General features: G+C 60.6%; 25 protein-coding genes. 11 read left to right on the top strand and 14 right to left on the bottom strand.

The features are described 5' to 3' along the window. Positions 1-2: 2 nt before the first annotated feature. From ILT43_RS12145 to ILT43_RS12155, 3 genes are read right to left on the bottom strand one after another with little or no spacing between them, the layout of a single operon-like run. Positions 3-1664 carry a terminase TerL endonuclease subunit gene (locus tag ILT43_RS12145; RefSeq protein WP_204199224.1) on the bottom strand — a complete coding sequence of 554 codons (1662 nt, stop codon included), beginning with the start codon at positions 1662-1664 and terminating at the stop codon, positions 3-5. Between the two features lie 2 nt (positions 1665-1666). Beyond that, positions 1667-2068 (bottom strand): hypothetical protein, encoded by a 402-nt coding sequence (locus ILT43_RS12150; protein ID WP_204199225.1) that lies wholly within the window; start codon positions 2066-2068, stop codon positions 1667-1669. Continuing rightward, the gene (locus ILT43_RS12155) at positions 2065-2436 is read right to left on the bottom strand and encodes a hypothetical protein (protein WP_204199226.1); all 372 of its coding nucleotides are present in this window, start codon (positions 2434-2436) and stop codon (positions 2065-2067) included. The genes ILT43_RS12150 and ILT43_RS12155 overlap by 4 nt, the downstream gene beginning before the upstream one ends. 26 nt (positions 2437-2462) lie before the next feature. Here ILT43_RS12155 and ILT43_RS12160 point away from each other — a divergent pair, with 26 nt between their 5' ends. Then, on the top strand, positions 2463-3488 hold the full coding sequence (locus tag ILT43_RS12160; protein ID WP_204199227.1) for a hypothetical protein: 1026 nt from the start codon (positions 2463-2465) through the stop codon (positions 3486-3488). Positions 3489-3628: 140 nt separating this feature from the next. Here ILT43_RS12160 and ILT43_RS12165 read toward each other — a convergent pair whose 3' ends face one another. Then, on the bottom strand, positions 3629-3979 hold the full coding sequence (locus tag ILT43_RS12165) for a hypothetical protein (RefSeq protein ID WP_204199228.1): 351 nt from the start codon (positions 3977-3979) through the stop codon (positions 3629-3631). Then, positions 3972-4658 carry a hypothetical protein gene (locus tag ILT43_RS12170; RefSeq protein WP_204199229.1) on the bottom strand — a complete coding sequence of 229 codons (687 nt, stop codon included), beginning with the start codon at positions 4656-4658 and terminating at the stop codon, positions 3972-3974. The genes ILT43_RS12165 and ILT43_RS12170 overlap by 8 nt, the downstream gene beginning before the upstream one ends. A 178-nt stretch (positions 4659-4836) precedes the next feature. Here ILT43_RS12170 and ILT43_RS12175 point away from each other — a divergent pair, with 178 nt between their 5' ends. Further along, positions 4837-5370 (top strand): hypothetical protein, encoded by a 534-nt coding sequence (locus ILT43_RS12175; protein ID WP_204199230.1) that lies wholly within the window; start codon positions 4837-4839, stop codon positions 5368-5370. A gap of 1 nt (position 5371) precedes the next feature. Here ILT43_RS12175 and ILT43_RS12180 read toward each other — a convergent pair whose 3' ends face one another. Beyond that, a complete protein-coding gene (locus tag ILT43_RS12180) occupies positions 5372-5680 on the bottom strand; it encodes an HNH endonuclease (RefSeq protein ID WP_204199231.1) in 309 nt (102 codons plus the stop codon). Between the two features lie 81 nt (positions 5681-5761). Here ILT43_RS12180 and ILT43_RS12185 point away from each other — a divergent pair, with 81 nt between their 5' ends. The 3 genes from ILT43_RS12185 (at position 5762) to ILT43_RS12195 (ending at position 8110) form a co-directional block, all read left to right on the top strand. Next, positions 5762-6352, top strand: coding sequence for a hypothetical protein (locus tag ILT43_RS12185; RefSeq protein ID WP_204199232.1), 591 nt, complete (start codon positions 5762-5764; stop codon positions 6350-6352). Positions 6353-6391: 39 nt separating this feature from the next. Beyond that, positions 6392-7006: a hypothetical protein gene (locus tag ILT43_RS12190; protein WP_204199233.1), complete on the top strand. Its 615-nt coding sequence runs from the start codon at positions 6392-6394 to the stop codon at positions 7004-7006. A gap of 315 nt (positions 7007-7321) precedes the next feature. Beyond that, positions 7322-8110, top strand: a complete 789-nt coding sequence (locus ILT43_RS12195) for a hypothetical protein (protein ID WP_204199234.1) — start codon at positions 7322-7324, stop codon at positions 8108-8110. 45 nt (positions 8111-8155) lie between these two features. Here the strand turns inward: ILT43_RS12195 and ILT43_RS12200 are convergent, their stop codons facing one another. After that, positions 8156-8668, bottom strand: a complete 513-nt coding sequence (locus ILT43_RS12200; protein WP_204199235.1) for a Ros/MucR family transcriptional regulator — start codon at positions 8666-8668, stop codon at positions 8156-8158. Positions 8669-8851: 183 nt separating this feature from the next. Here ILT43_RS12200 and ILT43_RS12205 point away from each other — a divergent pair, with 183 nt between their 5' ends. The 3 genes from ILT43_RS12205 (at position 8852) to ILT43_RS12215 (ending at position 10326) form a co-directional block, all read left to right on the top strand. Then, positions 8852-9280: a hypothetical protein gene (locus tag ILT43_RS12205; RefSeq protein WP_204199236.1), complete on the top strand. Its 429-nt coding sequence runs from the start codon at positions 8852-8854 to the stop codon at positions 9278-9280. A 114-nt stretch (positions 9281-9394) separates the two neighbouring features. Then, a complete protein-coding gene (locus tag ILT43_RS12210) occupies positions 9395-9985 on the top strand; it encodes a hypothetical protein (protein ID WP_204199237.1) in 591 nt (196 codons plus the stop codon). Then, positions 9982-10326, top strand: coding sequence for a hypothetical protein (locus ILT43_RS12215; protein ID WP_204199238.1), 345 nt, complete (start codon positions 9982-9984; stop codon positions 10324-10326). The genes ILT43_RS12210 and ILT43_RS12215 overlap by 4 nt, the downstream gene beginning before the upstream one ends. An 83-nt stretch (positions 10327-10409) precedes the next feature. On the opposite strand, the gene ILT43_RS12220 is transcribed toward ILT43_RS12215, so the two are convergent. Further along, complete coding sequence (locus tag ILT43_RS12220; protein ID WP_204199239.1) at positions 10410-10769, bottom strand: DUF2958 domain-containing protein; 360 nt, start codon at positions 10767-10769, stop codon at positions 10410-10412. Beyond that, positions 10766-11065, bottom strand: a complete 300-nt coding sequence (locus ILT43_RS12225; RefSeq protein ID WP_204199240.1) for a hypothetical protein — start codon at positions 11063-11065, stop codon at positions 10766-10768. Before ILT43_RS12225 ends, ILT43_RS12220 begins: the two co-directional genes overlap by 4 nt. A gap of 165 nt (positions 11066-11230) precedes the next feature. Here ILT43_RS12225 and ILT43_RS12230 point away from each other — a divergent pair, with 165 nt between their 5' ends. Further along, positions 11231-11419 carry a hypothetical protein gene (locus tag ILT43_RS12230; protein WP_204199241.1) on the top strand — a complete coding sequence of 63 codons (189 nt, stop codon included), beginning with the start codon at positions 11231-11233 and terminating at the stop codon, positions 11417-11419. A 95-nt stretch (positions 11420-11514) separates the two neighbouring features. Here the strand turns inward: ILT43_RS12230 and ILT43_RS12235 are convergent, their stop codons facing one another. The 3 genes from ILT43_RS12235 to plsY are packed head-to-tail and all read right to left on the bottom strand — an operon-like array spanning position 11515 to position 14734. Beyond that, positions 11515-13296: a recombinase family protein gene (locus ILT43_RS12235; protein WP_204199242.1), complete on the bottom strand. Its 1782-nt coding sequence runs from the start codon at positions 13294-13296 to the stop codon at positions 11515-11517. Continuing rightward, positions 13194-14135 (bottom strand): DNA-processing protein DprA, encoded by a 942-nt coding sequence (gene dprA / locus ILT43_RS12240; protein ID WP_204199243.1) that lies wholly within the window; start codon positions 14133-14135, stop codon positions 13194-13196. Before dprA ends, ILT43_RS12235 begins: the two co-directional genes overlap by 103 nt. Beyond that, entirely contained in the window at positions 14132-14734 is a 603-nt protein-coding gene (gene plsY / locus ILT43_RS12245; RefSeq protein ID WP_204199244.1) for a glycerol-3-phosphate 1-O-acyltransferase PlsY, read from the bottom strand. The genes dprA and plsY overlap by 4 nt, the downstream gene beginning before the upstream one ends. A gap of 101 nt (positions 14735-14835) precedes the next feature. On the opposite strand from plsY, the gene murI reads away from it, so the two are divergent. Beyond that, complete coding sequence (murI, locus tag ILT43_RS12250) at positions 14836-15633, top strand: glutamate racemase (protein WP_204199245.1); 798 nt, start codon at positions 14836-14838, stop codon at positions 15631-15633. 81 nt (positions 15634-15714) lie between these two features. Beyond that, positions 15715-16995: a 5-aminolevulinate synthase gene (gene hemA / locus ILT43_RS12255; protein WP_204199246.1), complete on the top strand. Its 1281-nt coding sequence runs from the start codon at positions 15715-15717 to the stop codon at positions 16993-16995. Positions 16996-17253: 258 nt separating this feature from the next. Here the strand turns inward: hemA and rpoN are convergent, their stop codons facing one another. After that, on the bottom strand, positions 17254-18714 hold the full coding sequence (gene rpoN / locus ILT43_RS12260; RefSeq protein ID WP_204199247.1) for an RNA polymerase factor sigma-54: 1461 nt from the start codon (positions 18712-18714) through the stop codon (positions 17254-17256). 2 nt (positions 18715-18716) lie between these two features. Then, complete coding sequence (gene lptB, locus ILT43_RS12265) at positions 18717-19496, bottom strand: LPS export ABC transporter ATP-binding protein (protein ID WP_204199248.1); 780 nt, start codon at positions 19494-19496, stop codon at positions 18717-18719. Positions 19497-19610: the final 114 nt, after the last annotated feature.

Raw genomic sequence — 19610 nt, forward strand, 5'->3', positions numbered from 1 at the left:
AATTAGTCCAGCCAGTCGATCCAAAGCTGCGCGGGCTTTGGTGCGTCCACGACGCTCAAGCCAATCGTCATTAGGAGCGCGACCATGCCGTCGATCTTTAGGTGTTCCTGACCATGTGGCTTAACAGGACGCATCTGCTCGCTGCGGAGCATGGCGCAAATGTTCTTGGCCATCCAGTTAAACGCCGGATTGTCAGGGTGTGACAGCTTGCCGGTGGCCAACATGGCTTCCATTTCAACCATGGGCAGCGCCATTTGCGTGAACGTCTGTTTGTATTCGTAGACAGGCACGATGCCGTCACTGAGGCTTTGCGCCATTTGTGCGCCCTGCCAAGGGTCATAAGCGATACTTTGGATCGCAAACTGCGACCTCAGCTTTTGTAGCTGTTCCAGAACCAGCGCGTAATCAATGGCATCGCCTTCGTTGGCGTGGATTTGCTCGTCATCGGCCCAAGCTGCGTACATGGCAGCGTTCTTGTTTGCCTGAGTTGCCGCATGGGGCAGCCACATAAATGGGTAAGCGGCTTGCTTGCCGTCTGGCAATTCCACGAGCAGCACGGCAGCCGTGATGTCGATCTTCGTGGAGATGTCGATGCCAAGCCACGCTCTGTAGCCGCGATCCACAACTTCATTGAACGGTGGTGCGTTCGCGCAAGCATCCCACTGCGCCATGTTGACCCACGCGCTGGCGCTGCTTTCCCAAACGTTCAGGTGCTTGGTACAAAGGCCGACCTTTTTAGCCGGTCTGGCCATGGCGTCACTGAGGTAGTTTTCCAGCTTGTCTAGGCCAAAGCTGACGCCAAAGTTAGGGTTGGCTTTTTTCCAGCACTCGATGTCTTTCCAGTCGTCGCCCTTGTCGATGGTGTAGATGGCCGCAAACAGGCGAGGGTTGTCCGCTATCCCGGCGAGGACCTGTTCGGCGTAAAGCTGTAACTCGCGGCAGGGACCGGCGGTGTTCGTACCGGCCGTCGTGATCGTTACGAGCAGCGGCTGACGCCGCGCGCCCATTCCGGTCTTCATGGTGTCGTACTGGTCGCTGGTGTTGTTCTCATGCGCTTCATCGAGGATCGCGCAGTGGGGATTGGATCCATCACCGGGCCGACCGATCATCCGTTGCAAGAACGATCCATCGGATCGCGTGATCGACCCTGCGCTAACTGTGACGCCGAAGCGGGCTTCAAAGCCACGAGCGCGGAGGCTCATGAGACGTGCGGGCTTAAAGCAGAAGTTGGCTTGCCGCTCGCTGTTCGCACCAATGTAGACCTGAGCGCCGGGTTCGCCGTCCGCGACCAGCATGTATAGGCCGATACCTGCACCAAGGGTGCTTTTGCCGTTTTTACGCGGGATCAGGGCGAGGACTTCGTTGTGCTTTCGCAGCCCGTCATGGCCCAGAATGCCGAAGATCGCCGCCAGCATCCACACCTGCCACGGCTCCAAGCGGATCAGCTGACCGGCAAGCTGGCCCTCGGTATGCGGTAGCAGCTGGATAAACCGGCAAACGCGGTCCACCTTGACCGCGTTGTAGACCCACTCGTCGCTGTCGATGTCGCGGATAAAGCGTGCGCAGGCTTGTTTGATCTGAAGGCACGCGGGGATCGTGCCGGTAATCACGTCACCGGCATATTTGACCGCGACCTGAGCGAACTCGCCCTGACCAACCCGCACGGTTATGCGTCAGGGAAGCCGTCAAAGCCTCCCTGCTCCTGGCCACTTGCTGTTCCCCTGAGTGCGCGGCTCGATGGTCCCGCGATCCCCAAAATCTCGCCACGCTTGCGCAATTCCGTAAGCTGCGCGGCTTGAGGCAGCTGGCCCAGCCGGAATGTTGCGCGGGTCAGTGCCGCGAGCGCGCAATAATCGGCGAAGAAGCTGCTATCGAGACTGCCGATCCCCGCTTGAACAACGCGGTCGATTTCCTCGTGCCAAACGTTCTGAGCCTCAGGCGTGAGATAACCCGGCATAACGGGCGCGCTGAAGTCGATGATGAGGTGCTGCGGCTTGTCGCGGCAAGCTTGATACGTGCCCTTGGCCTGTTTCTCGGCTGCGCTCATGCGCTTGGTGCCGGGCTTCATAGCCGCCCCGCCCGATATCCGATGTCGTCAGGGAAGATATTGCCTGTGAAGCCGCCGCCAACCCAGCCCTTTGCCCTAGGCAACACGTAATAGCCGTTGCCCACGTCGATGGCCGTGCTGATCGCATCCGGCATCGCTGCACCTAGATGTTGCCGCAAGCTGGCGATCGGGTTCTCGCTGCGATGCTCGTCGGGGTTGTAGGCCAGCTTTGCTAAGGTAATGTCCTGACCGGCCGCATGGGCGTCCATGAGGTAGATGGTTTCACGCAGCTTGGCAGTTCGCTTCCTGCTCGACCCAAATTCGTGGGTCGTTAGCAGATCAAGGGCTCGCTGCGTCAGGTCGTCGTAGAGTTCTTCGTTGGTTCGCATCCCATACTTAGCACAAAGGCAGTCAAATGATCGACCTCGACGATTGGGAGAAGCGAGACCTCGACGTGGTCGGTAGAATAGATCAAGCCGATCCAATATGGGGAACTCAAGCAATCGTCTATCAAACGGCGAGAGGTTGGGTAGTATCTAGTGACCGATCAGGGACGTATCGGTGCCGCCGAGACTTCAACGAGAATATGGTAGATTGGCCCGCTACTAGTAAAGCACGGCTTACCAGTTGGATTAACGACCAGAACCGATCCGGCGAGAAATTCCCGGAAATTAGAAATCACGTCTTGGAATCCGCTTATGACGCTAGACCAATACCCTATAGCAAGCAGGTAGAACGATTCTACCTGATGCTTCAGGAGCGTGGATATAGACCCGGCCATCCTATCATTTACGGCGATAGCACTGCCGATCCGGAATACCTTTCTTCTTACCTAACAATGATGCGTTGGATCGAGGCAACGCTTGACCGAGAGCTCCAGGGCTTTATTGGCGCGCTCGAAAGTGACGGACAGATTTTTCGCGACGGGGGCGCGCTATATCTCACGTCGAAGGGCCTGCTTAAACTCGAGCAAATTGATCTCGCAGGTGCGAGCAATGATCAAGCGTTTGTTGCTATGTGGTTTGGCACAGAAATGGATGCGGCATACGAAGACGGTATCGCTCCGGGTCTAGCGGATGCGGGATATCGAGCATTCCGCATCGATCGCAAAGAACATGCCAATAAAATTGATGATGAGATAATCGCGGAGATCAGGCGATCACGCTTCCTGCTGGCAGACTTTACGTGCGGCACTTTGCAGGTAGATTCTGAGTTAGTCGCTCTCCCGCGAGGCGGCGTGTACTATGAGGCTGGGTTCGCGCAAGGACTGAACATGCCTGTCGTATGGTCAGTCCGAGCAGACCAAATTGGGCTGGTTCACTTCGACACACGCCAATACAACCACATCACGTGGCAAAACCCCGAAGACTTGCGCAAGCGGATACGTGACCGTGTAATCGCCACCATCGGTGAGTTTGGATCGCCAGACAAGGCTATCTAGTTTAACTCGCACTGGAGTGAAATTGACTGGGTGGGTGTTACTGAGAACGGCCATATCGCAGAAAAAGGTGGCCCCCGTGCAATGGGATCACGGATCAGGTGCGTCTGGGCGACCGGTTGACCCAGTCGCCCAGCTTCAACTCACTCTCCGCTTGTGTCCACGGTTTGAGGATCAGTCAGATCGTCAGTGGTTTGATCGGGTTCATCCCCCGACATCATTGTCTCGTCCGAACCTTGGTAGTCAGCCGTCGGTGGATCGGGGATCGTTGAGCCCGATGTCGCCGCGTCTACTGCGGTCATGTTGTCGGTCATCGTGTCGAAGCCGTCAGTCGCGTTCATGTCCGTGACCATCATGTCGCCAGTCATGCTTGCCTCGTCGATAGCCGCCACGCTGTTCGGCAACGTCGTGTCGACGGCCGCACTGCGATCAATTGTGTCGCCGCACGCGGTAGTCAGCATGATGCCTGATAGAACGATAAGGACCTTATGCATTTTGATCCTCCAGTCTTACGGTGCGCACGACACGCAGGCTGCGTTCCACTTTGACGAACAGGAACGTGAAGACCACGAGGATGAACAACACAAATGCGGCGCTTGCGACGTAGAGGGTGAAAAGGGCGCGGCGACCTTGAGCGGCGGCCTCTTCAGCTTTGGCAGTAGCATCGCCGACGAAGTGGCGATTGTTCCATGTTATTAGCTCACGCACCTGCGCCAGCGACAAACGTTTGCCAGTGGATTTAGTTAGCTGATCAGTCAGGCCCTTAACGTCGGCATAATAGGCGCGTTCCAATTCATATGGGATGTTGCCGCCGGATTGTTCTACTTCCACTTCCCACTTGGGAATGGTCATCTCGCCCGCACCCTTGGTATAGGCCTGAAGCTGTTTGGCCGCCGCCTGAACGTCGGGATTGGTGGATCGCTTTGGTTGAGCCGCATCCTCCCTATCGCCGCTAGCAGTCGGGTTGGCGGGCGCTGTTGCTTTCTTCTGTTCCACGTAGTCGCCCAGCGTGCCGCCGTGAGGCACGGGTGGCGAAACAAGCCCGAACTGACGAGCCAGAGGAGGAATGGACATCATAAACGCTATCGCGGCCACAACCAGCGCCACTGAAGCCACGACGAGGACAACGATCCTCAGTATGCCCAGATAGGCATTTTCTATTCTTATCAGCATTCTCTTCCCCCGTGGCGTCACCCCCGACGCCTCGACAAACCATATCTGATATTGCCGCTCCAGCAAGCGCGAGACTGACCGCGCGGCTGTTACACAGGGGTCAGCGGACTTGGGTGCGCGCAGGGTGCTGGCTTGCCCAATGGACCCTCACAGGGCATCTCTGGGGCACGGAGGGGCAATGCGCGCAATCAAGTACCTAGGCTGGATCGGGGCAGGCTTGTGGAGTGTCCTCGTCCTTCTCGCCAGCAACAGCCCCAAGGACGTGCAGGAGCGAGCGTCTGGCTGGATGTCATTGCCTGTTGTGCGTTCGTTACCTGATTGGATCATGGCAGTTGCGGGATCGCGGTGGACATTGGCAATCACATGTCTGTCGATTGGCGTGTGGTTGGGCTGGTGGCTGCGTGATCGAAAGAACCGGGCTGAACGAGTAGACCCTCTGATGTTGTTGGGGGAGCGCGCCACCAACCTAGCCTATGACTTCGACAATGTTATGCCATCATCGGTTAGTAATCACCTCATTAGCGAATTCAATATAGTCATCATCGACCTCACTCAGGTCGGCATTCCTGTTCCTGCGGAGCGACTACTGAACAAAGATCGCTGCTCGTTCTACCTTCATCATGTCGGCAAGTACCTCTCGGAAGGTCGTAGCGCGTACGCCAAGACGCACGCTGAGAAGATGATAGCGGGCTGGGAGCGCGGCGAGGATTAGCCTACCAACCTCGCCTAATCCTCTGTACGTCCTCGCGGGTTTTGGTGCGGTGACATGGCACGCATAGGCTCTGCGTGTTGTCCCATACGTCCTTGCCACCCAGAGCCTTGGGGATGATGTGATCGACCTCAACTGCGGGTGTCACATGTCCGTTCGCCGTGCAGTGTCGGCATAGCGGCTCAGCATCCAGTCTGCGGTTGCGCAGCTTCCGCCAGTTGGCATCGTATGAACCCGCACGTGTGGGTGGCTTGAGAGCCGGTGGAGCATTGCCGTTGAGGCGGAATGTTGGATTGCGGGTCGGCACCTCCATACTTAGCGGTTGCGCGGCTCATAGCCGCTCGTGACGGCTCCGCGCCTCTAGGCTAGGCTCGCCATCTAAACGGGGGTGGGCATGGACGGGCAAGCGACAGCGTCATGGTGGCGGCGACGTAATTGGTGGAAGATCGGCTTCTTCGTCATGCTCCTACTGGCGGAGTTCGCGAGGGAATGGGCGGTAATCGCGTCTAACGAAACTGCGCGGATTGCAGTGTCGGCTTCAATGGTTTCGGTGGGCGACTACACCGTTGCGTCAGGTCGTTGGCAGCGAACCGACGGTGGCGGCAGCCTCACTCCCAGCGCTACACAGATCGAATGTTTCGAGTCTGAAGGACGGTGCAGGGAAAGCAACGTTACGGTGATCGACAACGGCGTGGGTGCTCCTGACACCTCTACCTATCAGGCAACGTTCTCACCGGAGGCGATCAACTACGAGAACAACGATCCTGTTTGTGCCAGGTACTCGGTTCGCATGGACCGCAAGCTGGAAAAGGTTTTTGCCCTGAGGCAGCGCAAGCCCGACACCAAGGATCAGGCTTGTAATCAGCTTGAGAACCGCATTGAAATGGCGCTTAGCGATGGCTGGACCAACGACGATAACACATTCGACAGTCATTTTGTGCCGGTGATGCGCGGCCTGATCGCCATCCTTTCGGTCTTCAAGTAGGCTCCTTGCCCCCGTTTGTGCCTCCGGTATGGTCAGCGCATGAGTGCTAAGCCCGAACCCAGCAGCCTTGAGGTCCAGTGGCATGCCGTAAGTGCCGCACCATGGCTTTACGTCAGTGCTGTTGTCGCCATCGGATTGCTGATGTGGGCGATTATTTGGGTCCTGCACAAAGAACGGCTCGACACCCTGAAGTCACGAATAGAGGCGCGCGATCAAAGGATTGCTCAGCTTGAAGAGCAGATAGCAGCGCAAAAGACAGATCCTCAGAAATCAAGCAGTCCACCTGAGTCTCCGATGGCCGCTGTTTTGACAAGAGGCAGGTCAGTTGAGGCCGCAAATCGCTCCAAACGTTTTGCCTTCATAGACAGGCTAGATCAAGCGGCAACCCATGCTGAAGTCGCCGTCAATCGCGGTGGTGCCAAGTATGCCATGGAACAGCTTGGTGAAGTAAGGGCAGTTTTGCTATCTGGACACAAGGAATACGGATTGCCAATGCCTCGCCGGCAGGAATGGGCAATCAATGAATTGGCCGATCACCTCAAGCTAATCCGACGTGTCATGCCACTTTTGCGGGAAGGTCATATCGAAGAGGCTGTGGAAGAGGGCGAGGCTCACTATTCCGAACAAGATCGGACAAACGACCTGCTTAGCTAGACGTGAAAATAGCAGCCAGTTGCCCAGCTGCTATCCCTTTGTTCTCTTCTCAGCCTTAAACGAGTAACGCCTACTAGGAGGGTGGTAGGGCCAGCAACGTGCTGACTTTTGCCTCGCTGTTTACCTCACACGGAATATGATGAACCTGTCGGCATCCGGTGTTTGGCAGGTTGAGCATTGCCACTGGCCGGGAACATTGTCGGCAAGTTGGATTAGTACGCCACCCTGTATGGTATTTACCCGCGAGCGGTCTAGGACCAGCTGGATGCAGCGGCTGCCGTTGACCTAGCATTCGCATGCCGCGATACATCACGGATGGCGTCCATTACTGATCCCGCGCGAGAACTGTCCGAGATTTCCGGCTTCTTCGCGATACAATCGAGCCTTACCGCTGATCAGATCATCCAGCAAAGCACGGGCATCGAACCTTGGTCTACCGATTTCCTGAAGCTGATACTGTGTATTCATGAACGTGCCGACGTGCTGACGAAGGTGATCCCGCTCTCATCGCTAGACGATGACCTTGTCGTAAAGGCGCTCGAAGATATATCGTCTATCAAGGATGCTTTTACGCCGAAAAAGTTGAGGATTGCCAGTAATCAGGCGTCTAGCACTGCCGCCGTTTTAAAGGAGCATGGTAGATCGCTGCAATATCTGTCTGCAACTGTCCGTGAAAAGATAAACTACCCTCGCTACACCGATGAAGAAGTTACAGAATTTATCGGTCTAGTCGATGCTTACCTGAATGAGTTAGCCGCGAGCAACGATGTGCCACTCGTCGTCAGGCACTCGCTTGGGGACGGTATGAGCCTTCTACGATTTAGGTTGCAGCATGTGAAGTGGCTGGGCAGCGGATATGCGCTCGCATCCCTTCGCGAGATCATGGAGGTTTACGATCGTGCCGCGGCTAACGACGACCTAATGAGCAACCCCGACGCAGAGGCCTTTGTCCGAGGATTTGGGGCGATCGTAGCGCGGTTGGTAGCCGTTACGAAGTCAGCCACCGAATACAAAGATGCAGGTGGGGTGATCTGGTCCGGCTATAAACTAGTCAGCGCCGTCACCACCCCATACCTCCTTGGATCAAACCTCCTAGGACATTGAGGCTCGGCTCAAAGCGTGGGGGGGGCAAGCCCCCCCCACGAACTACTACTCGGCGGTGCCGAGCGACTGCTTTGCTGCGTCTAGAGCAGCCTTACCAGACTTGCGAGCGGGCTTGGCGTCGTCCTGGACCTTCTTGGCGACCGTCTGGCCGGGCTTCCGACCCAGTCCGATCTTCTTCGCCATGTCGCGACGGGCCTCGCTGTAAGCCTCGGCGACCATGGGATAGTCGGCCTTCAGGTTATAGCGCTCACGGTACTGCTCAGGGGTCAGGCCGTGGCCGTTCAGATGGCGACGAAGCGTCTTGTAGGGCCTGCCGTCAATCATGGAGATGATGTGATCGCGCGACGACAGCGATTTGCGGGCGGTAACGGCGGCCGTGTACTCCTGCGGGGCTTCGGCTGTCGGTTCTGCGGACGCGTTGCCAAGCTGACCTAAGGCACTGTGCATCTTGGCGATAAATGCCGGCACGTCATCAGGATTGGTGCGTGTGTTGGGGTTGGAGAGCCATGCAATCGTCAACTCAGTGGCGAGAGCAACGTTATCGGTTTCGGTGGTCATGAAGATACTCGTTCGTTTCGGGCTGGCTCAAAGTCGGGGTGGCTTTGAAATGCGATGTAGCCTTTGGATTAGATGGTTGGAGAATTCCACCTGTCAACGCCATTGATAGGATGATTTTTGGTAATCTCGACAGCAGACGATTGAAGCAGGGCGATGTTGCGCTGCTTAAATCGGAGAAACGTAATGGCATTTGATCCCGCAAAGCTCGTCCCGGCCGATCAGGTCGCAGCGTTCGCAAAGGTCGCTGGTGCCCGTGGCATCAAGCAGGTCGCAATCGCGAACATCGACAAGCAGATCGCGCTGCTCGCAGACCCAGCAATCGAGGGCAAGCGCACATACGAGGTCAAGGGCGACCATTCAGCGTTCGAGGTGCGCGTCAACAACAGCGCGATGGTGCTGGAAACGGCCAACGTTAAAGGAACGCAGGTTGAGGTGCGCAAAATGGCCGTGCCAGCCAAAGACCTCAAGGACGCGTTCCTCTACTACCGCAAGCGCATCGAGGCTGGCGATTACGATGACCAGCTGACCAAGTTGGACACTGTCCGCAACGCACGCACTGACAAAATGAGGGCAACGAGGGCTACGAAAAAGGCGGCTGCTAAGCCCGCTTAACGCAACATTGGACTACCAAGGGGGCAGCAATGCCCCCTTTTTGCGTCTCTGCGTCTTGACCTCCCTGTCTTTGGCCGCGCATCGTTGGCCAGTTCTAGCAACGGGAGGTGCAAAATGGCCCTAAAAGACCTATTTGGGAAATTCTTCGACAACACCCTTGCGGAGACATTTTCCAGCAAGCCCCATGATCCCACGAAAGCACGCCAACCGCTGCTGCGTGGCATCGACGTAGCCAAGCGCCAGTTTGAAGCTGGTCAGGTGAAGGGACCAAATCGCTGGTGGTCATCCCGTAACAAGGTCGTGGCCTTCACTCCCAAGCTGGAAGGACGGCCTTTCCTCATCAATGGCGTTGGCACCAACCACATGCCTGAAGAGCGCTTCGTTGAATTCCTCAACGAGATGCGCAGTCACGTTGATGCAGGTGACTTCGACGCAGTGATCGCCAGTCACGGCAAGGGCAACACGGACGTTCACATTGGTAAAGCGCGTGGCACGGGCAGCCGTGGACCTCAGGCTAGCAAGCTGGACGCGCGTGCCGATGGCTTGCCCCACCGCGTGCCCATCGAGGGCGACCATGCCACGACACCACCACACGAAAGTTATGTCGCGAACAAGGCCGGCAGCTACTGGCGCAGCCCTGAGCAGGTAATTGCCGACAGTGCGAAGTCGCAGAAGCGCAAAGCGTCGATGACGGGTGTCGCATGAAGGTCATTACTCGCGAGCGCAAGGAGATCAGATACGAGTGGGAGGCACTGCGGGACTGGCTTGCCATTCAGTGTGTAGGCGGCGTGATCGTCCAGGTTTATAGAGGCGGAAGAGACGACGAAGAGTACGCTGTTCGGACCAGACCACATGCTTCGATGGTGGCTTTCACCAAGATCGAAAACGCTGATCCTCTGGAAGAGCGTGATCCGAATGTGTCGGGTGGCGGCGTTATGGGTTGGGCAAGTGCCCTTGATTTACCCAAAGGCGAACACGGCTGGTTCTTGGCGATCACGTTCTTTCGCGATCAAGACGCAGCGCGTTTCAAAGATGAGTTTGAGTGAGGCAGTTGAGCCGACCGGTGGTAAGCAGTCCACGGTCGGCTCAACGTTTGACTAAGCGGGGAAAGCAATCGCCGCCCCGATATTTATGCGAGGATGCAGCCCTCCCGTCGGGCAATCTCCGCGTACTGGCTCAGCGTTTTGTCGGCACGCCAAGCGATGTCCTCGACTGCGCGAACGCCCTTGAGGTCCCGTGCCTCAATCTCCGCGATGCTGACGCTACCGAGTTCTGGATAACCCAGATCGCATAGACCGAACGCTATGCCGTCCTCGTCCAATTCCGTGAGCAGCCACTGGCAGCGCGTGTAGGGCACGTAGACGCGGCATACTGGCGGGAAATCTATCTCGCCCTTGGTGCCCCGCTTTGGCGTTCCCTCGCGGTGATTGGCCTGTAGCTGCGTGATGGTGGCTGGCCTGAGCAGCCCGCGTAAACGGACGACCCTCATATCGCACCTGTGGGCGCAGCATTGCGGCGAACAGGGCGAGGGCCTGTCCAGTCAATGTTCTCCGCTATCCAGTCGGTGACGAACCCCCAATCAAACGGGCCTTGGTAATCGTCCTCTGCGACCTTCCAAGCTGCGTCTACGGCGTCAGTCCAGCCCATTGCTATCAAGCGCAGTTCACTGGTGCCAAGGCGCTCAAACGCCGCTGCTAGGGGCGGATTACTTCGGTGTTCAAGCAACGCTTCCCAAATACAAGCCGCTGTTTCCAAGCTGCTCGCCCTGTACGTCTTTTCGTCCATTCTACGGCTCCTTGTTGCCGTCAGAACATCAAGCGCCATCTGGTGAAACGAGCAAGAAGAGAGTGGTTGGTTTAGGAGGAAATTATCTGGTTGGAAGAGCCAGAAAATAGGTGACTGCCCAACCAGAAGGCTATTGATCGAGTGTCGGCAACAGGAGTTGACGACATGAAGTACGAACTAAACATCAACGACCTCATTGAAGAAGTTCAGGAGCATCTGGACACGGATTGCCGCTATTTTGATGCGACCAGCGGCTACTTTCCTTGGGCAAGCGAGCAGGTTGCGTTCGTTAAACTGCCGGACGAATTCGAGTTGACCTACAAGGGTGAAACGTTTCGCTGCGTCCGCTTCTAAGCGGGTTCGCTGACGCCCTCAGAGGCGTCTAGCAGGGGCAAACTGGTAGGGCATGCGTCAAGCGCGCTCTATCTGTCTGCCTCCACATTTAGCGGTCAGCGGGCTTTGTGTTTCCACTGCTGTAGCGAGGGATCAACGGGCATCCGTTCAACCGCTGGCATCCTACGCCGCACGTCATCAATCAGGCTTTGAGGACCGGGGATGCCGCGATGTAGGTCTAGTCGATTGCGGAGGTCCACAGGCTCGCCGATTGGCTCACCGGCTCGGTTGAAGCGCCATGCCATCAACCCGTTCTGCAACATCACCGTGATCGTCCCATCGGCTCCGAATGTGCTGCGCGTGAGAAAGGCAAGCGCCTGTTTGACCCTGACCCTTGCGCTGTAGCGGGCGTCCTTGTCCTCGCTGTTGATGCTGTCTTTGACCTCGCGAACACGCGCTAGGTGTTCCTCAGGATTTGCCCCGCCGCGTTCGCGCGCTAGGTCTTCCCGCATGGTCTTTAGCTGCGCTTCCTCTACGTCGATCTCGGCTTCGATCTCCGCTGCTTTAACCGCCAGTGCGCGGATAAAATGTTCGCCCAACGTATCAACGATGGACTTGAGGTTCTGGCGCTTGCCTTCGAGAAGCCGTTCAGCTTCGCTTACCGCCGCCGACAAAGCCGCGACATGATCGGGAACACTGAACTTCTTGTCGTCAATCGCCACTGCCAGCACGGCGTCGAGGATAGCGGGTTCTAGCGTCTCATAGCGGAACGACAGACCGTTCCCACACTCGTGTTTTCGGCGGTTGTTGTTACAGCGCAGATAGCTGCGGTTGACCCCTGAGGTGTAGGACAGCTTGCGACCATCCAGCTTGCTTTTGTGGTTGGTAGGCCGACCAGCTTTTTGCTGGCTTTGAAAATACATGGGCGCACCACATTGGCAGAAGGCCGAACCTGAAAAGAGGTTGCTGACGTTGCCTTCCGCTGGGCCACCTGATCGTTGGCGCAGTTTGCGAACCGCCGTAACGCGGTCAAATAGCTCAGCGGGAATAGCCTGAGGGTAGTGGTTGGGCACGACTAAGCCCTTGCTGACTTCGACCGCGCCCGAATGAGTGCGTGACATAGGCACATACTCACCAAGCACCGCGCGGTTCGTCAGCAGCTTGTGGAGGTAAGCAGTGTTCCAGCCATTCCCGCTGCCACGCTGGCCCATCGACCAGCTGGGTTCCTTGCGGGCGTTTAACATTGCAACGATGCTGGGAAGGCCATGTCCCTCGACGTAGAGGTCGTATATTTCCCTAAGGACCTTTGTGCGGTGGTCGTTTAGAACAGGCTCATTGGTCGTGGGGTCGCGGTCCATCCAGCCAGGAACAAGCCCGATCTTCGTGGAGCGGTTGCCGTCCTGGATAGCAGCGATCTTGCGCGACCAGTTATCGAGGCCACGCTCGCTTTTCTTTTTGCTCTCTGCTCTCGCACCTTCGGCCTTGAACACCAATTCCATGATGGTGCCGCCGTCGATCCGTTGACCAGCGGGATAATAGCGGTCGTCGTCGATGATCGCCACGCTGACGCCGTGGCTGGTACATAGCTTGAGAAAGGCGTGAACCTCTTCCCATCCTTGTCGGCTGATGCGGTCGAAATGTTCGACCACGAACACCGCACCGTTGCGGTAAAAGCCCTTTTCGACCTGCCTTTCAAAATCATATAGCGCGCCACCCTCGGCCCTATTGGCTCCGTGGAATGCGCTGCGCCCCTTGTCTGAGATTTCCCGGTCTGGATCGAGCAGCCAACCCTTCTTCAGTGCGTACTTTCGGCCGTTCTCAAACTGCCTGACAAGCGAGGTACCGCGCCCCTGCTCCAACGAGGAAAAGCGCGCATATATGAAGGCCGGGATGGACATACGGGAGGGTTAAAGCGTCTTCCGACCCATAGGGCAACTGCCGCACGTATGATCAGGCCATTGCAACCCTGCGCGCGGGGATCGAGCGGGCTGCCGGGCACCGCCATCACTTCCCGCCCCATCTCGGTCGCGAGTCGCGCGGTGATGAGCGATCCGGACTTCGGCGCCGCCTCGACCACGACAGTGCCCTGACACAGGCCGGCGATGATGCGATTGCGGTACGGGAAATGCCGCGCGCGGGGCTCGGTGCCCGGCGGCTGTTCGGCCAGCAGCAGGCCGCGCGTCGCGACCTCCTCCTGCAACGCTCCATTTTCCGGCGGAAAGACCACGTCGATGCCGCTGGCGATAACGCCGATCGTGCCGCCCGCCGCCAGCGCGCCCTGATGCGCCGCGGTGTCGATGCCGCGCGCCAGCCCGGATACGACCGTCGCGCCCTGTTCGGCGAGATCATGGCCCAACATGCGGGCGAAGCGGCACGCCGCCGCAGAGGCGTTGCGTGCACCGACGATCGCGACGCACGGCCGCGCCGCCAGCGACAGGTCGCCGCGCCAGATCAGGGCAGGGGGCGCATTGTCGATCTCGGCCAACGGCCGCGGATAATCGACATCGCCCAGGAACAGATAGCGTGCGCCGAGCCGCTCCGTCCGCGTCATCTCCGCCATGATGTCTGGCAGTGCGGCCACCCGCGGGGCCTGACCGCCGCCACGCCGGGCCAGCATCGGCAGCGCGTCGAGCGCCGCCTCCGCCGTGCCGTACCGCGCGAGCAACTGGCGATAGCCGACCGGCCCGATCCCGTGCGTGCGGATCAGGCGCAGCCGCGCCACGTCCGTCCCGCTCACTTCGCCCGGCCGATCCTCGGTTCGGTCCCCGCCAGCAGCCGTTCGACATTGTCGCCGTGCTTCCACAGCACCAGCAGCGCGAGTGCGATCAGCAGCAGCACCAGGTCGAACCGCCCGAACAACGCCGCCGCGACCGGCGCGCTGATCGCCGCGCTCATTCCCGCCACCGCCGAGATGCGCAGCGTGGCCAGCAGCCCCAGCCACACCGCGGCGTACACCAATCCGATCGGCCAGTGCAGCGCCAGCACGATGCCCATCAGCGTCGCCACCCCCTTGCCGCCGCGGAAGCGCAGCCACACCGGATAGCAATGGCCGACGAACGCCGCCGCGCCCGCCAGCGGTCCGTTACCCGGAAAGATCGCCTCGACGATCAGCACCGCCGCTAGCCCCTTGGCCATATCGAGCAGCAGGGTCGCCGCCGCCAGCCCCTTGCGCCCGGTCCGCAGCACGTTGGTCGCGCCAATGTTGCCGGAGCCGATCTGGCGCAGGTCGCCCGCGCCCGCGACGCGGGTCAGGATGATCCCGAACGGGATGGAACCCAGCACATAGCCGAGCACGAGCGCCAGTGTCGGGGCGATCCAGAGGATTTGGGTCTGCAAACGTCCCCCTAAGCGAAACGGAACATAACGCGTTCACGTCACCTGTCCACTAATCTGGATCAGCCGTGCACCGCCAGCCCCAAGCCGCTAAGGGGTCGCCGATGAGCGACCTGGCCCCGATCCTGTTCTTCGATTCCGGCGTCGGCGGCCTGTCCGTCGTCGCGCCGACGCTGACGCTGCTACCGAACGCACCCGTCGTATACGTCGCCGATTCGGCGGGTTTCCCCTATGGCACGAAGTCGGAGGCGGAGATCGCCGCGCGCGTGCCGGCGCTGCTGGGGCGGCTGGTGGAGCGGTACCGGCCGCGACTGGTGGTGATCGCCTGCAACACCGCCTCGACCATCGCGCTGCCGGTCGTGCGTGCCGCGCTCGACCTGCCCGTCGTCGGCACGGTGCCCGCGATCAAGCCTGCCGCCGCGATGAGCCGCACGCGTGTGATCGGCGTGCTGGGCACCGAGGCGACGGTGCGCCAGCCCTATGTCGACGATCTCGCCGCACGATTCGCGGGCGACTGCCTTGTCCTGCGCCACGGTTCCGCGGCGCTGGTCGAACTGGCCGAGGGCGCGCTCGCCGGAACGCCGCCGCCGCAGGGTGCCGTCGCCGCCGAACTCGACGGGCTGTTCGGTCAGCCGGGGGGCGACCGGATCGACGTGATCGTCAACGCCTGCACGCATTTCCCGTTGCTGGAGAGCGACATGGCCGCCGTCGCGCCGCCGGGCGTGCGCTTCGTCGACGGTGGTCCCGGCATCGCGCGGCGCATCGCCTTCCTGACCGATGGGCAGACGTGGCCGGCGACGCCGCAGCCCGGGCGACTCGTGTTCACCCGCATCGCCGGCCGCGAACGTGCGATCGCCGCGACGCTGGCGGGGCGGGGACTGCCGCTCCTCGAACAACTCTAGGGACTACAAGCATAAAGCCGATCAGTGCGTTCGTTCTTCCGCGCTGGAAAAACGCTGCGGAGGCGCGTAGACGACCGGGTCATGACCCCGGCCTCTTTCGCTCCGGCACTCACCTCCGCCCCCAGCAGCCACGGTGCGGAGGCGCGCGTCGACTATGCGCACGTCTTCACCCAGGCGATCGACCGGCTGCATGCCGAGGGCCGGTACCGGGTGTTCATCGACATCCTGCGCAACAAGGGCGCGTTCCCCAATGCGCGCTGCTTCGCCGGGCATAACGGGCCGAAGCCGATCACCGTTTGGTGTTCCAACGACTATCTCGCGATGGGCCAGCACCCGAAGGTCATCGCGGCGATGGAAGAGGCGCTGCACGATGTCGGCGCGGGCTCCGGCGGCACGCGCAACATCGGCGGCAACACGCACTATCACGTCGATCTGGAGGGCGAGCTTGCCGATCTGCACGGCAAGGAAGCGGCGTTGCTGTTCACCAGCGGCTATGTCTCGAACGAGGCGACGCTGGCGACGATCGCCAAGATCCTGCCCGGTTGCGTGATCTTTTCGGACGAACTCAATCACGCATCGATGATCGCCGGCATCCGCAATTCGGGCTGCGAAAAGCGCATCTTCCGTCACAACGACCTCGATCATCTCGAACGGCTGCTGGCCGCCGAGGACCCGGCGGTGCCCAAGCTGATCGCGTTCGAAAGCGTGTACTCGATGGAAGCGGACATCGCCCCGATCGGCGCGATCTGCGATCTGGCGGACAAGTACAACGCGCTGACATACTGCGACGAAGTCCATGCGGTCGGCATGTACGGCGCGCGCGGCGGCGGCATTTCGGAGCGGGACGAGGTCGCCGGGCGGCTGACGATCATCGAGGGGACTCTGGGCAAGGCATTCGGCGTGATGGGCGGCTACATCGCCGCCAGCCGCACGATCATCGACGTGATCCGCAGCTACGCGCCCGGCTTCATCTTCACGACCAGCCTGTCGCCGGTATTGGTCGCCGGCGTCCTCGCCAGCGTCCGCCATCTCAAGGCCTCCACCGCGGAGCGCGAGGGGCAGCAGGCGGCGGCGACGATGCTGAAGACGATGATGGCCGATGCCGGCCTGCCGGTGATGCTCGGCGGCACGCATATCGTGCCGCTGATGGTCGGCGACCCGATCAAGGCGAAGCGGATCAGCGACATCCTGCTCGCCGAATACGGCGCGTACGTGCAGCCGATCAATTACCCCACCGTCCCCCGCGGCACGGAGCGCCTGCGCTTCACCCCCGGCCCGACGCACACCCCCGCGATGATGCAGGAACTGACCGACGCATTGGTCGAGATCTGGAGCCGGCTGGAGCTGAAGAAGGCGGCTTGAGGTAAAGCTGCTCACCTCCCTCGGGGGAGCGGGCCTCTCACAAGCAGTTCCGCCAGGACTCCGCCCCCGCCGGCCGGATATCATTGCGAACTGGCTCCGCTGCCAGCTACGAGGCCGCGACCCCGGCTAAGGCCGGGGTCCAGCTGGGCATCGTTCTCAGTATATTACCGCCAACATCCTGGCTGGCCCCCGGCCTTTGCCGGGGTGGCAGACGAGGGTTTTGTGACGATCCCCTGAAGGGGGGGAGAGGCAGCAGGCTCAGCCTCCCTCCAGCGTCCTCGACCGTCGCCGCTGCACCGAACTTCCGATCCCCATCGCCTCGCGGTATTTCGCCACCGTGCGGCGGGCGATGTCGAAGCCCTTGGCGTTCAGCAACTCGACCAGCGTGTCGTCGGACAGGATCTTCACGCCCTCGTTCGCGATCAGCGCGCGGATCGCGCTCTTCACCGCCTCCGCCGATACCGCATCGCCGCCGTCCGCCGACTGGATCGCGCTGGTGAAGAAGTATTTCAGCTCGAACAGCCCGCGCGCGCAGGACAGGTATTTGTTGCTGGTTACGCGGCTGACGGTCGATTCGTGCATCTCGATCGCCTCCGCGACCTTGGCCAGCGTCATCGGCTTCAGATGCGCGACGCCGAGACGGAAGAACGCCTCCTGCTGCTTCACGATCTCCGTTGCGACCTTGATGATCGTCCGTTGCCGCTGGTCGAGCGCCTTTACCAGCCAGTTGGCGCTGGCGAGCATGTCGCCCAGCCACGCCTTCGACGCCTTGTCCTGCGGCCCGTGCGACAATTGCGCATGATAGCGGCGGTTGACCAGCACGCGCGGCAGCGTCGCGCTGTTGAGTTCGATCGACCAGCCGCCCGATGTCCGGGTCACGAACAGGTCTGGCACCACCGCCTGGCTCGGCTCCCCGCCGTATCGGCACCCCGGCTTGGGGTCGTAGGCGCGGAGTTCGCGGATCATGTCTGCCATGTCCTCGTCGTCGACACCGCACATCCGCTTCAGCCGGGTCAGCTCGCCGCGGGCGAGCAGGTCCAGATTGCCGATCAGCTTCGCCATGCACGGATCGAACCGGTCCGCCTCGCGCGCCTGCAGCGTCAGGCATTCGGACAGGTCGCGTGCGCCGACTCCCGTCGGATCGAAGGTCTGGACGATGCCCAGCACCGCCTCCACCCGCGCCTGTGCGACGCCGAGCCGGTTGGCGATCTCCAGCGTCGACGCGGTCAGATATCCCGCCTCGTCGATCTGGTCGATCAGGTGCTGCGCGATGAACAGGTCCGGTCCCGCCACCGCGGGTCCGGCCTGAGCGAGCAGATGGTCGGCGAGGCTGAGCGAGGTGTCCGCGAACGAGTCGAGATCCGGCCCATCCTCCGGCATCGCGCCGCGGCTGAGCGCGCCGTCGAACCCGGCGCCGCCGTCCGAGATGGAATCCTGCTGGTGGCTCTCGGTCGCGTAATCGACGTCGATCGGCGCATCCGCCTGCACCGCGCCCGTGACCATCTCGTCGGCGGCGGCCGGTTCGCGCTCGACCGGTTCCGGCCGCACGACTTCGGTGGTGGTCGTTGCTTCGAGCAGGGGGTTCTTCTCGATCTCCTCGGCCAGGAACCCCTCGATTTCGAGGTTCGACAGCGCGAGCAGCTTGATCGCCTGCTGCAACTGCGGCGTCATCACCAGCGACTGCGACTGGCGAAGGTCCAGGCGCGGCGCGAGACTCATGATTAGAGCGAGAAGCCTTCGCCGAGGTACAGGCGACGCACGTTCGCGTCCGCGACCAGTTCGGCGGGCGATCCGGTGAACAGCACGCGGCCGTCGTAGATGATGTAGGCGCGGTCGACGATGTCCAGCGTCTCGCGGACATTATGATCGGTGATGAGCACGCCGATGCTGCGCCGCTTCAGGTCCTTCACCAGATCGCGGATGTCGGCGATGGAGATCGGGTCGATGCCCGCGAACGGCTCGTCGAGCAGCATGATCGACGGTTCCGCCGCGAGCGCGCGGGCAATCTCCGCCCGCCGCCGCTCGCCGCCCGACAGCGCCATCGCGGGCGCCGCGCGCAGCCGCGTCAGGCCGAACTCGTCGAGCAGGCGGGCCAGTTTCGCCTGCCGCGCCGCCGGATCGGGCTCCGACAGCTCCAGCACGGTCAGGATGTTCTTCTCGATCGACAATCCGCGGAAGATCGAGGTTTCCTGCGGCAGATAGCCCAACCCCAGGATGGCGCGGCGGTACATCGGCAGGCCGGTGATGTCGTCGCCGTCGAGCATGATGCGGCCCGAATCGGGCTTCACCAGCCCCATCACCGAATAGAAGCAGGTGGTCTTGCCCGCGCCGTTCGGGCCGAGCAGCCCGACGACTTCGCCGCGCCCGACCGAGACCGACACGTCGGTCAGCACGATGCGCTTGTCGTAGGACTTGGCGATCGACACGACCTGCAGTCCCTCCGATACGGGGGCTTCCACGATCGGCTGCGGAATTTCGGGGGTCAGGGTGGCGACGTCCATCGGCGGGTGCCTCGCAAATCTTCGTTACCGGGCCGTTAACGGACGCCCGCTTGGCAGGGTTCGTGCATGCCCGACGTCGACGCGGACGGGAAGCCCCTCCGCGCCCGGCGGGGC

Source organism: Sphingomonas longa, assembly GCF_016892685.1.
Taxonomy (GTDB): domain Bacteria; phylum Pseudomonadota; class Alphaproteobacteria; order Sphingomonadales; family Sphingomonadaceae; genus Sphingomonas; species Sphingomonas longa.

Excerpts from the sequence above, each read along its gene's own strand:
- ILT43_RS12150 (WP_204199225.1), bottom strand. The coding sequence starts at position 2,068 with ATGAAGCCCGGCACCAAGCGCATGAGCGCAGCCGAGAAACAGGCCAAG.
- ILT43_RS12155 (WP_204199226.1), bottom strand. The coding sequence starts at position 2,436 with ATGCGAACCAACGAAGAACTCTACGACGACCTGACGCAGCGAGCCCTT.
- ILT43_RS12160 (WP_204199227.1), top strand. The coding sequence starts at position 2,463 with ATGATCGACCTCGACGATTGGGAGAAGCGAGACCTCGACGTGGTCGGT.
- ILT43_RS12165 (WP_204199228.1), bottom strand. The coding sequence starts at position 3,979 with ATGCATAAGGTCCTTATCGTTCTATCAGGCATCATGCTGACTACCGCG.
- ILT43_RS12170 (WP_204199229.1), bottom strand. The coding sequence starts at position 4,658 with ATGCTGATAAGAATAGAAAATGCCTATCTGGGCATACTGAGGATCGTT.
- ILT43_RS12175 (WP_204199230.1), top strand. The coding sequence starts at position 4,837 with ATGCGCGCAATCAAGTACCTAGGCTGGATCGGGGCAGGCTTGTGGAGT.
- ILT43_RS12180 (WP_204199231.1), bottom strand. The coding sequence starts at position 5,680 with ATGGAGGTGCCGACCCGCAATCCAACATTCCGCCTCAACGGCAATGCT.
- ILT43_RS12185 (WP_204199232.1), top strand. The coding sequence starts at position 5,762 with ATGGACGGGCAAGCGACAGCGTCATGGTGGCGGCGACGTAATTGGTGG.
- ILT43_RS12190 (WP_204199233.1), top strand. The coding sequence starts at position 6,392 with ATGAGTGCTAAGCCCGAACCCAGCAGCCTTGAGGTCCAGTGGCATGCC.
- ILT43_RS12195 (WP_204199234.1), top strand. The coding sequence starts at position 7,322 with ATGGCGTCCATTACTGATCCCGCGCGAGAACTGTCCGAGATTTCCGGC.
- ILT43_RS12200 (WP_204199235.1), bottom strand. The coding sequence starts at position 8,668 with ATGACCACCGAAACCGATAACGTTGCTCTCGCCACTGAGTTGACGATT.
- ILT43_RS12205 (WP_204199236.1), top strand. The coding sequence starts at position 8,852 with ATGGCATTTGATCCCGCAAAGCTCGTCCCGGCCGATCAGGTCGCAGCG.
- ILT43_RS12210 (WP_204199237.1), top strand. The coding sequence starts at position 9,395 with ATGGCCCTAAAAGACCTATTTGGGAAATTCTTCGACAACACCCTTGCG.
- ILT43_RS12215 (WP_204199238.1), top strand. The coding sequence starts at position 9,982 with ATGAAGGTCATTACTCGCGAGCGCAAGGAGATCAGATACGAGTGGGAG.
- ILT43_RS12220 (WP_204199239.1), bottom strand. The coding sequence starts at position 10,769 with ATGAGGGTCGTCCGTTTACGCGGGCTGCTCAGGCCAGCCACCATCACG.
- ILT43_RS12225 (WP_204199240.1), bottom strand. The coding sequence starts at position 11,065 with ATGGACGAAAAGACGTACAGGGCGAGCAGCTTGGAAACAGCGGCTTGT.
- ILT43_RS12230 (WP_204199241.1), top strand. The coding sequence starts at position 11,231 with ATGAAGTACGAACTAAACATCAACGACCTCATTGAAGAAGTTCAGGAG.
- ILT43_RS12235 (WP_204199242.1), bottom strand. The coding sequence starts at position 13,296 with ATGTCCATCCCGGCCTTCATATATGCGCGCTTTTCCTCGTTGGAGCAG.
- murI (WP_204199245.1), top strand. The coding sequence starts at position 14,836 with ATGAGCGACCTGGCCCCGATCCTGTTCTTCGATTCCGGCGTCGGCGGC.
- hemA (WP_204199246.1), top strand. The coding sequence starts at position 15,715 with ATGACCCCGGCCTCTTTCGCTCCGGCACTCACCTCCGCCCCCAGCAGC.
- rpoN (WP_204199247.1), bottom strand. The coding sequence starts at position 18,714 with ATGAGTCTCGCGCCGCGCCTGGACCTTCGCCAGTCGCAGTCGCTGGTG.
- lptB (WP_204199248.1), bottom strand. The coding sequence starts at position 19,496 with ATGGACGTCGCCACCCTGACCCCCGAAATTCCGCAGCCGATCGTGGAA.